A 14174-nucleotide genomic window follows, 5' to 3' on the forward strand; every position below is an offset into this window, starting at 1 on the left:
CCCTTCAGAGGGGTTTTTTAATTGTCGCAACGGGGAGAATGATATAGTATATAATGGTATGCCAAACACCATACAATTTTGCGGAGGAGCGCGCCATGTGACGGGTGCCAATTATCTTGTTACCATTGAAGGAAAAAAAATTCTGGTGGATTGCGGGATGTTCCAGGGATGCCATGACTGCGAAGGCCGGAATTTCAACAACTTTCCCTATATTCCCTCAAGTATTGACGCGCTCTTTATAACTCATGCGCACATTGACCACTCGGGTCGTATTCCTAAACTTGTCAAAAATGGTTTTCGCGGGAAGATTTTTTCCACGGCTCCGACGAAAGACTTTTCCGAAGTGCTTCTGCGGGACAGCATGCATATCATCGAGGAAGAGAACAAGAAGCGCGATCGTTCAATGCTGTTTGACGAAGGCGATCTCCAACAGGCGCTATCGCAATGGGAAGTGATGCCCTATAAGACCGCTGTAGATATGGGGGGAGGAGTTTCCGTTCAGCTCTATAATGCCGGGCACATTCTTGGTTCGGCAATGGTAGAGATCCATGAGACGCGCAAAGGAGGCAAAACCATTCTTTTTACGGGAGATCTTGGAAATCCGCCATCCGCTTTTGTGCCCGATCCGGAGAAAATCACGCATACGGATATCCTGGTTATCGAGTCCGCGTACGGCAATCGTCTGCATCACGATAGCGCCGAACGCACAATATTGCTTGAGCGCGCGGTCGAGGATGTGGTGTCGCGCAAGGGAGTTCTTATGATACCTGCGTTTGCCATGGAACGGACGCAGGAACTTATTTTTGAGCTGAACGAGCTGGTGGAACACAAGCGCGTTCCCGTGCTTCCCGTCTTTGTGGATAGTCCTCTGGCAACCAACATCACGAAAGTATTCAAAAAATACCGCGCGTTCTATGACGGAAACGGACATGATTCCGGAGACGATGTGTTTTCGTTCCCCGGTCTGCGTTTCACCCAGAGCGTTGTGGAGTCGAGGGCCATCAACGATGTTCCTTCGCCGAAAGTCGTTATTGCGGGTTCGGGCATGTCCAACGCCGGGAGAATTTTGCATCACGAGCGACGCTATCTCTCCGATCCCAACAGCATCCTGCTCATTATCGGCTATCAGGTTGCGGGGTCTCTGGGAAGGAGACTGCTGGACGGAGAGAAGCAGGTGAAGATGTTCGGTGAAATGCTCGATGTTCGGTGCGAAGTTCGGCAAATTCAGGGGTATTCCGCACATGCCGATCAGAAGCAGTTGTTCGATTTTGTCGCAAGTCTCGAAAAGCCCGTTGAACGCGTGTTTGCGGTACAAGGGGAGGAGCAGGCCGCACTTTCCCTGGTACAGCTTATTCGCGACCATCTGGGCATCGATGCGAAGGCGCCGATGTGGCAAGATGTGTATGGGATTTGAAGTTTTGCCGTGGACGGCTCGCGTATATTTCCCACCTCGTCATTTTTCTCCTCCTGGGTAGCCATCATTTTTCAGAAACACGGAAGCTACCCGCGAAATGCTCCACTGGAGCATTTTGCCCAAGGGAGGCGCACGTTTCAGCCCTCCCAAAGTTAAAGAATCGATCCCTCCCTTGAGTTCCGAAAAATTGACTCGCTGGGCAACATGGCTCGCTGACAGCAAAATTTCTGAAAAGGGAGGAAGAATATAGGTAAACAAAAAAACAACCCCGCTATGGCGGGGTCGTTTTTTTATTTTATCCCTTGCGTGGGAAAACACACGACGCTAGGATGCGGACAATTGCTATTGTGAAAATAAATTTTCTGGCGTAATCTGTAGGCAATTGGTGCCGATGTAAAGAAATCGGCTCCAGGATATCTCCGAGGCGTACGCTCGTGGAGGGACCAACGTACCCATCATGAAAAAGTCCCGGGCATCCAAGTGTTAAAAGGAGCTAATTGCCTACAGATGACGACAGAAAACATATTAAAGTGTCAAGTTTGGCATTTGTGAAAGCAATGTTTGCCAGAGGCCCTAGATCAGAGTGGGACGCGGAGAGAACAGTAGAGTTTAGCAGAAACTATGAAAAGTGTCAATGCTCCCACAAATCCATATCCCCAGGAGCTTGACCGAGCGCTTGATCCAAGTTTGCGCCCAAAAACATTCGATCAATATGTCGGGCAGGAAAAGGTGAAGCAGAATCTCGAAATTTCCATTCATGCCGCAAAAAAACGGAAACAGCCCATTGAACACGTGCTGCTCTATGGGCCCGCCGGACTTGGTAAGACGACCCTTGCCTATCTTATTGCTCACGAAACCCATTCAAACCTGAAAGCGACGTCCGGCCCCGCCATAGAAAAAGTGGGGGACCTCGCTTCCATTCTTACAAATCTGGAGGAAGGCGATGTACTGTTCATTGACGAAGCGCACCGGCTGAATAAAACCATTGAAGAAGTGCTGTATCCGGCGATGGAAGATTATCGCATTGATATTTTGATCGGCAAAGGCCCTTCCGCGCGCACCCTGGCACTTGAAATTCCCCGTTTCACGCTGATTGCGGCAACCACGCGCATCGGACTTCTTTCCTCTCCTCTCCGAAGCCGTTTCGGCATGACGTTTCGCCTGGATTATTATAATAAAGAAGACATCAAGAAGATATTGCGTAGGTCCGCCCAGATCCTTCAGGTGCACATTGACGAAGATGCGCTGGAGCAGATTGCAACCTGTTCGCGTTTTACTCCCCGGGTAGCCAATCGCCTGTTAAAGCGCATACGCGACTATGCGGACGTGAAGGCCGATGGGAATGTTTCCGGAGAAGTTGCTAAGGAATCTCTTTCCATGATGGAGGTTGATACGCACGGACTTGAAGAAACGGACCGCATGATGTTGAGGGGTCTTATCGAGAAATTCGGCGGGGGACCCGTAGGGCTCAAGACTCTTGCGATTGCCTTGGGAGAAGAAGAGGATACGCTTGAAGATATTTACGAACCGTATCTTATGCAGCTTGGATTCATGGCCCGCACTCCGAGAGGCCGCGTTGCCACTCCGGCTGCCTATGCGCATCTGGGGTTGAAAGCTCCTAAGGGGAATGTGTTGTTGTGAATGTCCATGCCCGCCCAATGCTCCTGCGGGTACATGACGGGTTATTATTAACGAGAGCTTATCTCTTTGCTTATGTGCATCTTGTGCGCAGGGCAAAAATTTAGGCGGGCATGTTGATAACTTGTTTTGAGAAGATCCCCTTATACATGTATAGTATAGGCATGCAAAGTCTTTATAGAGAAACAAGGGCAGGTATCTGGGCGATACTCTTGGGGGCAACGGTGGGACTTCTTATCCTGTTTGTGGGTGCGAGAATATTCTTACCCTAGGGTCGGGATTGACGTTTAGAAATAACAAGCTATACTTCAGGAGAAGCTTTTTTTATTGTCTAATTATTATTTTTTATGAACAATAAGATCGTTCGTCTTTTTGCAAGAATTTCTGCCGCATTGCTGATTCTCCACCTCTTTTTCTTCTGGGCCGCGGAACGCAGCGGGGAATTCATGGGGTTTGAACCGGCGCATTTCAAAGATACGGCGCTTTTATTTTTCCTTATAGCTGTCTACTTACTGCTGGAGAGCCACTTTATAGCGCGCGAGCGGGAAGTGGTTGAAGAGGAGATTGTCTCCATAACCGAGGAGTCTTCTTCGGCGGATATGTCCATGGGGGTTAGTGCAGGCCAGCCCGTTTGGAAAAATCCCTACATTGTCTCCGCGCTTATTGTCGGTGCAGCACTCATCGTTGCAGGCGTTTTAATATCCGGCCCGCGAGAGGGTGCTCAAAAAGCGGGGCAAGGTTTGCCGTCACAGGCACCGATTGCTCCCGCAGCTCCGCAGGCTCCCGCGCCCGGACAAAAAGTGGCGGTAACTTGGGGCGAGACGCCGATCCTGAACAAGAACGCAAAAGTACAATTCATTGAATTCGGTGATTTCGAATGTCCTTTCTGCGGAAGATTTTTCACCGATTCCATGGTGCAAATAAAAAAGAAATATGTGGATACCGGAAAAATAGCATTTCAGCACCGCGACTATCCATTGCCGTTCCACCCCAATGCCCAGAAGGCTGCCGAAGCGGCCCGTTGCGCCCTGGAACAGTCCGAGAAGCAGTACTGGACCATGCATGACTGGATGTACCAGAACCAGACCAACCTTGCCGTTGCTAGCCTGAAAAGCCAGGCCAAAACCATGGGTTTGAATGCTTCCAAGTTTGACCAATGCCTTGATTCCGGAAAATACGCGGCCGCGGTAAAGAAAGATTATGACGCAGGAAGCGGTTATGGGGTCAGCGGTACGCCATCATTCTTTGTGGATGGAGAGCTCGTGGTCGGTGCCCAGCCCTATGCTACATTCGAGCAGAAAATAGAGGCGGCGCTTGCTGCAAAGTGATCACTTTCTAAAGCTGTAAAATAAAAAACGTCCTGCTACGGCGGGGCGTTTTTTTGATGGGTTAAGAAAAAGAAAAAGCGCTGGCCGAGAGCGCTTACTGTTTCCGGAAAAATTGGGAGCAAAAGAGGCCGCGTTGCACCACCTTGCCGCCAATTTCAAAGTCGCTAACCGATTCTTGTATGAGGTGAAGGCCATGGTGTCGCGCAAGGTCGGCTACAACTTCCGGATTCGGCTGAGAAAAGTATTTGATGCGTCCGGTCGAGGATGCGAGAAGTTTGTCATGCGCGCCAGCAACGTTGCCATTGGTGTAACTGGCAAAGAACACGCCGCCGGATTTGAGGAATTCGGCAACAGCTCGCAAGCTCTCGTTTGCCAGCTTCTGTGGCGTATGGGTGAAAAGAGCCGTGCAAGACCAGATGCCTTCCAGCGACCCCACGCCGAGAATCTCCGCCTGCGCGTGCAAATCGTGCATGTCGCCGAGTATAAAAAGCGGCGTATAGGCGAATACGAGATCTTCGTGCAGGGCAAGATACTCTAGGGCTTTCTCTAACATTCCGTCCGATCCATCGAGCGCAATGATGCGAAGCGAGGTCTGCGGCGGAGAAAACTTTTCGATGGTTTTTTTTCCGTTCTTTTCTCTCTGCATGAGAGAAGCCCGGAATAGTGTGTTGGGACAGGACATGAATAGAGCGTCCCGGCCTGTTCCACAGCCGACATCCAGTACGCACGCTCCCTCCGGCAGTAACGCCATGAACTCGATCAGCTCATCAACCACATATTGCGTGTGGGGGTTTGCGGCGTATTCGTCGGCGGTTTCGGTGTACACATCTCGGCTGTGTTGCAGGATTTCGGAGGCGGAAAGGCGCTCCAAAATGCTCGGCGTAGCCTCATCCAGCCGGGACTCAAGCTCTTTTCGGGGGATGCACTTCATATCTTCAAGAGAATCGAGCCTCAGATACTGCAATGCGACGCGTTCCAAAGATGTCATACGCGCTCCTTTTTTGTCAGAATTAAAGTGCTGCCCCTTATGCTATAAGGGCGCCAGTTCAATGTCAATCAAGTGTTTACCAATCACTGTTTGCCGATTATACTGGGAATGACGTTTTGCCCTCGTAGTTCAATGGATAGAACAGGTCCGTCCTAAGGACAAAATGGGGGTCCGATTCCCTCCGAGGGCACCAAAACAAAGATCTTTGATTTGTGCGGGCGGTTACAATGTTTCTGAAAAATGAATAAACCACCCAGGAACACCAAGGCGTATTTACGAGGGGCAAGTTCCATATAGTTTATGAATGAATTCCAGCTTTTTGCACAACCGTGGTGGGTGAATTTTCTTATCGCTATTCCATTCGTTGTATATGGTATATGGCGCAAGAAGGGAATTCCCATCTCAAAACAGACGCTTCTCTTTACCGCTCTTTTTGCCATAGCATTCGGATTTGTTGAATCCTCGGTAGTGGTATATTTGCGCGCCGCAGTGGGGCTTTTGCCGGGATACGGCGGAACGCTCGCGGACGTCGCAAAGCTTTCTGCCGACATCTACCAGCAGACTAAGATTCTGGGTGAGTTGCCAAGGAGTCTTATGATTGTAGAGCTTTTTCGGGAAGCGGCCACGATGGTAATGCTCGCAAGTGTGGCTCTACTTGCCTCAAGAACTCTGCGTGAGCGTTCGGCTATATTCCTTTGGGCCTTTGCTATTTGGGACATCTTCTACTATATTGGTCTATGGGCAACGGTCCGATGGCCATCTTCCTTGCTTACTCCCGACGTTCTATTCCTTATTCCGGTTCCGTGGTTCTCGCAAGTATGGTTTCCGCTTCTGGTGAGCGCCATTACAATGCTTGCCGTTGTTATTTCAAGAAAAACCGGTGAAGTCGAGGTTATAGATAAAAAATAAGTCGAAATATAAAATCAAACTTATGAGTGAACAAGAAGACACAAGTCGTGAGACAGAAAGCAAGATCGGTGTTTTAGGAAGCCGCGAAGAAGACAATCACTATATAGTGAGTGTGCGCTGGAAAGATGGCCTTGAGAGCGAATCTCATTTTCCTGTGAGGGGATTTGAAGTTGTGAATCCCGCGACAGGCAAGCACCTGGGATTTATAAGAGGGGAGAAGGCAGTAGATATTTTAAAGAAGCACGCGGCGGAGTTTTCGCGCGGTGAGTTTTCCTGGCAAGGTTTTGTGTGATCTCTTCTCAAGCGGGCCTATAGTAAATAAGTGTTGCGTCCCGTGCACGGGAAGGGCGGCTTTTATGGGAATTCTATATATCTTGCGAAGTAAAAAAAGTGGGAAGTATTACATAGGCAGTACGAATGATTTAGACAGAAGAATCGCTGAGCACAATTCGGGGAAAACGAAATCTTTACGGAATCTGCGTCCTCTCGAAATAGTTTTCAAACTGGAATACCCCTCTTTGCTTATGGCCAGACGCAAGGAACGGGCGCTGAAGCAGTTAAAGAGCAGAAGTGCTCTTGAAGTCATTGTTAAAACACAGAAGCTGATATTGGGCCTATAGTAAATCGGTATTACGCCTCCATGGCATGGAGGAGGGCGGGGTTCGATTCCCCGTAGGTCCACCAAAGTTGTTCGCATTAGAACCATTATGAAAAGTCCAGAATCAAAACCAGAGAAAAACCCAATGGAAATGCTCGCCGATAGACTCGATGTATTACAAGCTAAAAAGAACGAAGGGCGTGGAGTTTCTTGCATACGAACACTGATTGTGTACTTACGAAGAGGAGACATTGATAGCGCAAGGGCGGTTTGTTTGAATGAAAGTGATAAAATAAAGAGCTATCAAGATATTAAAGAAATACTTGAAAGAGAATTGGTTAAGGAAGATTTTTGAATCCCTGCTAAGGCCCGATTCCAATCTACGCCAATGAAGTCCACAAAATTACGGAGTCGGTGTTTAACCTGAAATCATCATAATTATGCCCACGAGGCTCAATTTTCACAGAATGTGGGAAAGTCAGAATACCTACGTCTTTGATATTGATCCCGGATCCGTCCAGTCTATTTTGCACACCGTACCGAAGATTGCCTCTTTTGCCGACAAAGATTGGCTATATTATTTTGAAAACGGTAATTCTGCCGCATATTACACAGAAGAAGGCATAGAAAAAGCCAAAGCGTCAGGATTGAAAGATTTCCTAGATACAAATTTCGAAAAAAAATATTTTTCCGGCATTAGGGAGGTTCTAAAAACCGCATCGGATTTTCTCAAAAAATTAGCAAGTACTGATAAAACTAAGTCACAAGACAAAGATTTGGCGAACCTGATTGAGAGAGGAGCAAAAATAAATACGGACATTTTTGGCTATTATTTGGCTTGCCAACCACAATATGTGGCCGGCATAGAAGATCACGTCCAAAGGCTGCTCTCAAAAACTATGCCAACTGATAAAGTTGTTGAGACCTTTACACTACTATCGACCCCCACAATTCCAACTAGTATAAAAAAAGAAGAAATTGACTGGCTAGAGTTGTTACTATCTGCCAAGGTCAAAACTCCCAAAGCAGACGCCGATACGGAAAATAAAATTAGGTCGCATCTTAAAAAATATTACGCCGTAAGGGTTGAGGAGCAATGGAAATTATGGGATTTTGAATATTTGTTGTCAAAGTTTAAAGAAGATATAAAAACACCAAAAGACGAGCTATTATCCAGTTTGAAAACTATTAAGAATTTCTTAGGAAAGATAAAGACCGACCAAAATAAAGCCATTCGCAAGAATAAAATTTCAAAAGAAATAGTTTATATTTGTGGTGTTCTGGCAGAAATCGGCCATTGTCGTTTCGAAATGAGAGTGATCGGCTGGATGCCAATCCAGTACCATTTGGAACTTTTGGCCAAAGAAGCGGCCCGAAGATTTTCATATAATCCTGAACATATTAAGTTCGCCCAAGTGTCAGACGTTTTGGGCCTATTCAGGGGAGAACCACTTGATAAAGAAGTTCTAAAAGAGAGAAGCGGCCAGTTTCTGTATTTAATTAAGGACAGAAAAACTTACTTGTACGGAGGCAATGAAGCCAAGAATAAATTCCACGAACTTGTCGATCAAGTGGATCATTCAGCAATTAAGGAGTTTGGGGGAAAAGTGGCAATGAAGGGCAAGGTTATTGGTACAGCGGTTGTATTCAAATGGACGGATGATTTGACCGAGAAAATGAAATTAATGAGAGAAGATTCCATTCTTATCGCCGGCCAAACCAGACCGCAACTCATGCCCCTTATTAGCAAAAGCAGGGCTATTGTAACGGACGAAGGCGGCATTACTTCTCACGCGGCTATTGTAAGCAGGGAATTAGGAATCCCGTGCGTAATAGGAACCAGGATTGCCACGCACGTTATTAAGGATGGTGATTTGGTTGAAGTAGATGCGGACAATGGTATAGTAAAAATACTAATTAAAAAAATAATATGAATAAATTTGAAAATATAGAGGGTGATAACTTTGAAAAAACTCCGGATAAGAAAAAAGCGGCCGACATTGATTTTATCCGCCACAGCGTCTCGTCTTACAAAACATATGGGAAAATTGCAGCTTCTGAAAATCCCTTGCAGCAACTTAACCCCGACGAACAAGCATTGCCCGACCTGCCAGAAAAAGGGATTGAACTCGCAAAACAGGAAGCAGAAAAGTTTTTTTGTGATTTAGATCCGAATAAAATAGTGCTTTTCTTCGCTTCAAGCAACGAAGCTAGAGCCATTGAAACCGCCAATATCTACCGACAGACCGCGCACGCGAAAGGATTCCGGGTGATAAAGCCGGAACACGTCCGGAACAAGCATGCGGAAGAAATCGGTGAAGGTGAAATTCGGGTGCTTCAGAATCTTTCCATATATCCAGACAAAACCAGCAATGTGGTTTTAGACAGCGTATTCAATTCTCCTAAGAAGCGGTCTCCAATCAATTGGGCAAATGTTCCACTTGAGACGAAGGCAAGATTTGAGGAAGCGTCTAAGATAATCGAAGCTGATGATAAAGGGTCGTTTGGCGCCAATCTTGTCGCGCATAGCGATGAGGTCAAGAAAGTGTTGCCTGAAATTTCAACGGCCGAAGAATTGCACAGGACACAATTTCAGAATCTTCTTAGATTGGCGAAATTTGGTATCAATAAAGCAGAGTCTGCGGGTATAGGGAAACAGATAAAAATTCTTGCCTTTGGTCACGAGAACTATCTAATGGACATGCTGGAAAAGACTTTTCAAGAGGAGGGAATAAAAAATTGCGAGAAAATTCATATTGAACTTAAAGGAGACGACATTGTTGGAAAATTTCGAAACAAAGAGGCCAAAATTGATACCATCGCCTGAACATAAAGGAAGAATCTGCATTCAAGATTCTTCTTTCGCTTTTCAAATAGTGAATCAGGACGACTTTTCCAGCAGACACTAATAAGGATTGTGCGCATTTTTCTAAAAACCCGCCATAAAAAGGCGGGCATCTTTCTTATTCCCGAATCAATAATGGATTACTTAGACAAGCGACAGAATGTAGCTTCTCACAGCCTCGGCGGTCCCGGGGCTGCTTAGGGTTTCTCGGTGCTCGTCGAAAGTGCAGACGCGCATGACCAGATACGACCTGCCCTCTTCTTCAAGCGCCCGGAAGTGGTCGGCAAAATAGTCGCTAAGGTTTGCGGTCTTGTCTCCGGGAAGGCTTATCAGGATGTCTTGCGATACGAAGCGTTCAAGCGACGAAGGCGGCACCACCAGTACGGAATGCGAGGGGAGGCCTGTCAGCTCCTCAATGCCTTTTTCAAGCGTGTCCAGTTTTGCCGGAGTGGAAAAGTTTTGAGAGGCAATAATACCCTGCATGGCCTCTTCCGAAGTGCCAAGCGACGTTTGCGCCTTATCCTCACGCTTATCTATGGCGACAAATTCATCCGGGCGCAAAGCGATTGCCGTTTTGGGAAGCTCGCGAGACATGAAGCGCCGGTAATATTCTTGAACAACAGTGTTCTGCGATGTCTCAAAATGTCCCAGAAGTCCAAAATCGGTGAGCGCCCAGAATTCTTCTTCGGTAAAAAGCTTATGCTTCATGAGTTCCGCGGTCATCTTCTGCACCATGCGCTGGGCGATGGCGGAGTTTTTGCGCAGGTACACGTTTTTGTACATTTTTACGTAGAATTCCTGAATGGCCTTTGCCTGATCTATAGCTTTTTCGTCTATCATCAGCTTCCCATTAATAAAGTATGTATGGTGCGCGAGATATTCCACGCCCGGTATTTCGCCAAGCGTGTAGTAGGCGTCGCGCGTCAGGTAGTCGAGCTTCTCGGTGCCCAGGTTCTTGTCGTGTACCGCGCGATACAAGGGATTTACGTGCGTGAACATTTTTTTGAACTCCGAAAAGTCTATACCCGTTTTCTCAACTGCGTCTTTCAGCTGATTAATAATGATGGCGCCATTCTGATCATGGTCTCTGCCGAAACGATCACGGGTCACGTCTTCAACAACGTGCGAGAACGGCCCGTGGCCAATGTCGTGCCATAAAGCAAATGCAATGATGAGTCGTGCCTCATCTTTGTTGATGAAGCCGCGGTGCAACCATCGATCGGCAAGATCCTGTGTGCGTCGGAAGGCTCCCAGAGAATGCTGTTTTCGCGTATGGGTTGCCGCGGGGAAAAGGAAATTGGTAACCCCCAGCTGGTACTTAAAACCCAAAGCCTGGAATTGGGGAACGTCGAGCATAGGTAAATAGTCGGTGATGTTCACGATCCCCCACAACGGGTCAAAGATTATTTTCGTATTTTTTATTGCGTGCGCCACATTTGCACCATAGCATTTTTCAAGAAATTATGCTAGATTCCCTAAGAACTGTCCCGCACATGGCGGAGGATTGGCTGAGTGGGCCAAAGCAAAAGTCTTTGCTTTGGCGGGATAATGCCAAATTAATTTCTTTCTAGGGCGGAGACGTGGCAGAGAGGTCGAATGCGCCGCACTCGAAATGCGGTATACCTTTACGGGTATCGGAGGTTCGAATCCTCCCGTCTCCGCCGTGGAAAGAAAATTTTGAAATAGTGTTCGCCCAGGAATCGGAGGAATCTTCCCTGTTTGTCTAAGAGCGAAGCGATTAGCCACAAACAGCAATCCCGATTCGGCGGGACTCCCGTCTCCGCTTTGGATCGAATCCTCTCGCATCCGACAATATGGACTCACTGCTAAAAAAACCCAGCGCGTGGATTCCCATAGTAATTCCGCTCATCTTTTTTTCGTATATTCTTTTATACATTGCGATACGCGGCATCCCCACTCCCGACCCGAATGCGGATGAGGGAACGCTTGCGCATCTCTTCCAGCTGTGGCTGGTACTTGAGCCGTTTATGGTTGGGTTTTTCGCCATCACATGGTTGCCGCAGAGACCAAAGGAAGCGCTTTTTGTTCTCGCGATCCAAATTGTCGCCGCGCTTGCGGCATGTGCCCCCGTGTTTCTTCTCCACCTCTAGCTTTTGCCGCCGTTTTCTTTCCCGCCCGGCTATACGTGGCGCCTCCCAAGGATTGAGCTATAATTAGCTTATGAAGCACGGACCGATAAAAGGGCTGTTCATGGCCGCCATCCTGGCGGTTGTGCTCTTTATGGGCGGATCTCTCTATGCCTCGGAAAACAATTCCCCGGCCAATAGCATAGCTACCCCGGACAGCCGTCCGTTTTTTTATAATTTTAAGATATTTGCCGAAGATTTTCAGCAGGGATTTATCCAGCTTTGGTACGGCAGGGGGAGCAAAGAGGAAAGAAACTATCTTGAAGAGCGCATCGAGGAACGCAGGGCGGAAATGGAAGAAATAAAAAAGAAGAAGGACTGGGGCGGCGAATATATCGGCGTAGCGGATCACAAGTACGACTTTGAGTTGGAGCTTGGCGACCTCAAGGCAAAAGCCGGCGAAGCGATATATCCTCACGGTGATGCTATCCGGAACGAAAGAATGGATTATGCCCGCGCGGCAAGAATGGTAAAAATTGCCGCTTGGCGCAAACAGATCGACGAAGACAAAGGAGATGATCTCGCCATTCTTTTTGACCAGGTGGAATTGGAAAAACTGGAGAAGATGAATGAAAATGAATGGTACGACGAATTGTCCGAATTATTCGCTCCGGGGGGGCTTTTTGAAGCGGAGCGCTTTGAGAACTACTTGCAGGGAAAAGACAGGGCCAAGATCGCTTTGGAGCGGGCAAGAGAATTTCTTAAAGACTATATAGACGATGAGATGCTGAAAGGAGTAGACGAGGTTATTGCTATCTCGGAAAAAGCCCGAAAAGAACAGCTGGTGAAAGATATAAAAGCCATTATTGATGACGAGCTTCTTAAAGGCGCCGACGAAGCGATAGAAAACTGGGAGAAGGCCCAGAAGGATGAGCAAGCCCGCGCCAACAATGAACTGAACAAGAAGGTTGATGAGGCGGCGCTAAAATTGCAAAAAGCCATAGCCGAGGCAACGCGCGTAGCGCATAAAGCCCGCATGGCCGAGAGGGCAAAGAAACAACTGCCGCCCCCCGTATTGCTTGCGCCTAAGCCGGTTGAGCCTAAACCTACATTAAAACCCATCATCACGGAGACCGTAAAAACCAAGCCGCTCCAACTCATCAACGCCGATCCGAATCTGAATGCCGAGGTGGGTAAATATCGCGCCGTTTACTACGGTGGATATGGGGGATTGCCTCCATATCATTTTCAGCTTGATTCGGGGGTTGGCTTCCCCCCTATGGGCATGATTCTTGACTTGGAAGGTCATCTTACCGGCACGCCGCAGACTGCGGGCACCTCACGATTCGGCGTGTGCGTGGTTGATACGGCCGGCAAAAGCGATTGCAAAATCGTGGTCATGGTTGTAAGTGGCGCGCCACTGGCACCAGCACCAGAACCCGTGCCCGCGCCGGAGCCAGTAATTGATACCAGTATCGCCATAACAGGAACGGTTTGTGTCGGCGACGGCCTTCATATTGATGTCTCGGGAACGGCAAGCGGGCCGGTCGGCGCGAGTCTTGATTTCAGTTATGGCGATGACGCAATTTGCGGAGTTTGGTCCTCAACCGATAGCGGAGAATGCAGAAGGGAGGCGGGCCAGCCCGAAGCAACGCAGTGGACCCAGCGCTTTTACAAAGGACAGGTCAGTGGAGACAATCAGACGGTAGGCATTTATGCTCCCCCGGATTACGTATCAAAAAAGGTTAGATATGAAAAAAACTGTCCATAACGCATGTTGATGCTATGTCGGAAAAAATAAAACAAATTCTAAAAAGGATCGCTGGGTGGCTTGTATACATTGCCGTTGTTAGCCTACTTATCATCGGCCCGAACCTTTATTGGCTGAATTCTTCTGCTCCTTGGAGTGGTCGGCAGGCGGTGTGCGGCGGAGAGAGCAAGGATGGGATACGCTCGGACCTTCAGCGCATCGTTCTGGATGCCGCGGACTTGAATTCCGGGCCGGTAGAACTCTCGGCGGAACTTTCGTATGCCCCAAGCCAGGGGATCTTCTATCTGCGCGACGGCATCTTTTCCGTTCCTCTGGATACTTCCGACTGTCAGGGTCTGGAGGGATTTCAAAACGGCGAATCTTTTGTTGCGGTAAAAGGGACTGTTGAGAAAGACGACGAGATACTTATTCTGGCGGTGAATGGTCTGCGTGAAACGGTTCCCATCTGGGTGCAGATTATGTACAACGCCGGCATATGGGGCGGTATCGCGGGTACTATCATGTTGCTGGCCATGGGGTTTGCCGGGGTCCGCGCTTTATTCCGGAAGCTTTTGGTCCGCATCGGCCGCGGAAAGCCAAAGCCCGACCCGTTGCCG

Annotated in this window: 14 protein-coding genes and 3 tRNA genes; 15 read left to right on the top strand and 2 right to left on the bottom strand. The window is 48.1% G+C overall.

All coding sequences use genetic code 11. From position 1 onward, the window contains the following. Positions 1–58: 58 nt before the first annotated feature. From Q7S09_03350 to Q7S09_03360, 3 genes are all read left to right on the top strand, one after another. Entirely contained in the window at positions 59–1414 is a 1356-nt protein-coding gene (locus Q7S09_03350; protein ID MDO8558199.1) for an MBL fold metallo-hydrolase, read from the top strand. Positions 1415–2035: 621 nt separating this feature from the next. Further along, positions 2036–3055 (top strand): Holliday junction branch migration DNA helicase RuvB, encoded by a 1020-nt coding sequence (gene ruvB / locus Q7S09_03355; GenBank protein MDO8558200.1) that lies wholly within the window; start codon positions 2036–2038, stop codon positions 3053–3055. 344 nt (positions 3056–3399) lie between these two features. Then, positions 3400–4380: a DsbA family protein gene (locus tag Q7S09_03360; protein ID MDO8558201.1), complete on the top strand. Its 981-nt coding sequence runs from the start codon at positions 3400–3402 to the stop codon at positions 4378–4380. A 94-nt stretch (positions 4381–4474) separates the two neighbouring features. Here the strand turns inward: Q7S09_03360 and Q7S09_03365 are convergent, their stop codons facing one another. Next, the gene (locus tag Q7S09_03365; protein ID MDO8558202.1) at positions 4475–5368 is read right to left on the bottom strand and encodes a class I SAM-dependent methyltransferase; all 894 of its coding nucleotides are present in this window, start codon (positions 5366–5368) and stop codon (positions 4475–4477) included. 118 nt (positions 5369–5486) lie between these two features. Here Q7S09_03365 and Q7S09_03370 point away from each other — a divergent pair. The 8 genes from Q7S09_03370 (at position 5487) to Q7S09_03405 (ending at position 9702) form a co-directional block, all read left to right on the top strand. Continuing rightward, positions 5487–5561: transfer RNA gene (locus Q7S09_03370), tRNA-Arg, on the top strand. Between the two features lie 107 nt (positions 5562–5668). Next, positions 5669–6277, top strand: a complete 609-nt coding sequence (locus tag Q7S09_03375) for a hypothetical protein (GenBank protein MDO8558203.1) — start codon at positions 5669–5671, stop codon at positions 6275–6277. Between the two features lie 22 nt (positions 6278–6299). Further along, complete coding sequence (locus tag Q7S09_03380; GenBank protein ID MDO8558204.1) at positions 6300–6569, top strand: hypothetical protein; 270 nt, start codon at positions 6300–6302, stop codon at positions 6567–6569. A gap of 64 nt (positions 6570–6633) precedes the next feature. Continuing rightward, positions 6634–6897, top strand: coding sequence for a GIY-YIG nuclease family protein (locus Q7S09_03385; GenBank protein MDO8558205.1), 264 nt, complete (start codon positions 6634–6636; stop codon positions 6895–6897). Next, positions 6888–6961 (top strand) — tRNA-Ala (locus tag Q7S09_03390). The genes Q7S09_03385 and Q7S09_03390 overlap by 10 nt, the downstream gene beginning before the upstream one ends. Before the next feature lie 23 nt (positions 6962–6984). Further along, the gene (locus Q7S09_03395) at positions 6985–7230 is read left to right on the top strand and encodes a hypothetical protein (GenBank protein ID MDO8558206.1); all 246 of its coding nucleotides are present in this window, start codon (positions 6985–6987) and stop codon (positions 7228–7230) included. A 112-nt stretch (positions 7231–7342) separates the two neighbouring features. Continuing rightward, positions 7343–8809, top strand: a complete 1467-nt coding sequence (locus Q7S09_03400) for a PEP-utilizing enzyme (GenBank protein MDO8558207.1) — start codon at positions 7343–7345, stop codon at positions 8807–8809. Next, entirely contained in the window at positions 8806–9702 is an 897-nt protein-coding gene (locus Q7S09_03405; protein ID MDO8558208.1) for a hypothetical protein, read from the top strand. The genes Q7S09_03400 and Q7S09_03405 overlap by 4 nt, the downstream gene beginning before the upstream one ends. Positions 9703–9864: 162 nt before the next feature. Here Q7S09_03405 and Q7S09_03410 read toward each other — a convergent pair whose 3' ends face one another. Then, positions 9865–11154 carry an HD domain-containing protein gene (locus tag Q7S09_03410; GenBank protein MDO8558209.1) on the bottom strand — a complete coding sequence of 430 codons (1290 nt, stop codon included), beginning with the start codon at positions 11152–11154 and terminating at the stop codon, positions 9865–9867. A gap of 140 nt (positions 11155–11294) precedes the next feature. On the opposite strand from Q7S09_03410, the gene Q7S09_03415 reads away from it, so the two are divergent. The 4 genes from Q7S09_03415 to Q7S09_03430 all read left to right on the top strand — a co-directional run. Further along, positions 11295–11381 (top strand) — tRNA-Ser (locus Q7S09_03415). 153 nt (positions 11382–11534) lie between these two features. Next, the gene (locus tag Q7S09_03420) at positions 11535–11831 is read left to right on the top strand and encodes a hypothetical protein (protein ID MDO8558210.1); all 297 of its coding nucleotides are present in this window, start codon (positions 11535–11537) and stop codon (positions 11829–11831) included. Between the two features lie 70 nt (positions 11832–11901). Then, a complete protein-coding gene (locus Q7S09_03425; protein MDO8558211.1) occupies positions 11902–13578 on the top strand; it encodes a hypothetical protein in 1677 nt (558 codons plus the stop codon). Between the two features lie 14 nt (positions 13579–13592). Beyond that, on the top strand, positions 13593–14174 hold a 582-nt coding region (locus Q7S09_03430; protein ID MDO8558212.1), incomplete at its 3' end, for a hypothetical protein.

Source organism: bacterium (assembly GCA_030649025.1).
Taxonomy (GTDB): Bacteria; Patescibacteriota; Minisyncoccia; order JAUYLV01; family JAUYLV01; genus JAUSGO01.

What these genes read in the sequence shown, in the direction of transcription:
- Q7S09_03350 (MDO8558199.1), top strand. Translation starts at nt 59, where the DNA reads ATGCCAAACACCATACAATTTTGCGGAGGAGCGCGCCATGTGACGGGT.
- ruvB (MDO8558200.1), top strand. Translation starts at nt 2,036, where the DNA reads ATGAAAAGTGTCAATGCTCCCACAAATCCATATCCCCAGGAGCTTGAC.
- Q7S09_03360 (MDO8558201.1), top strand. Translation starts at nt 3,400, where the DNA reads ATGAACAATAAGATCGTTCGTCTTTTTGCAAGAATTTCTGCCGCATTG.
- Q7S09_03365 (MDO8558202.1), bottom strand. Translation starts at nt 5,368, where the DNA reads ATGACATCTTTGGAACGCGTCGCATTGCAGTATCTGAGGCTCGATTCT.
- Q7S09_03375 (MDO8558203.1), top strand. Translation starts at nt 5,669, where the DNA reads ATGAATGAATTCCAGCTTTTTGCACAACCGTGGTGGGTGAATTTTCTT.
- Q7S09_03380 (MDO8558204.1), top strand. Translation starts at nt 6,300, where the DNA reads ATGAGTGAACAAGAAGACACAAGTCGTGAGACAGAAAGCAAGATCGGT.
- Q7S09_03385 (MDO8558205.1), top strand. Translation starts at nt 6,634, where the DNA reads ATGGGAATTCTATATATCTTGCGAAGTAAAAAAAGTGGGAAGTATTAC.
- Q7S09_03395 (MDO8558206.1), top strand. Translation starts at nt 6,985, where the DNA reads ATGAAAAGTCCAGAATCAAAACCAGAGAAAAACCCAATGGAAATGCTC.
- Q7S09_03400 (MDO8558207.1), top strand. Translation starts at nt 7,343, where the DNA reads ATGTGGGAAAGTCAGAATACCTACGTCTTTGATATTGATCCCGGATCC.
- Q7S09_03405 (MDO8558208.1), top strand. Translation starts at nt 8,806, where the DNA reads ATGAATAAATTTGAAAATATAGAGGGTGATAACTTTGAAAAAACTCCG.
- Q7S09_03420 (MDO8558210.1), top strand. Translation starts at nt 11,535, where the DNA reads ATGGACTCACTGCTAAAAAAACCCAGCGCGTGGATTCCCATAGTAATT.
- Q7S09_03425 (MDO8558211.1), top strand. Translation starts at nt 11,902, where the DNA reads ATGAAGCACGGACCGATAAAAGGGCTGTTCATGGCCGCCATCCTGGCG.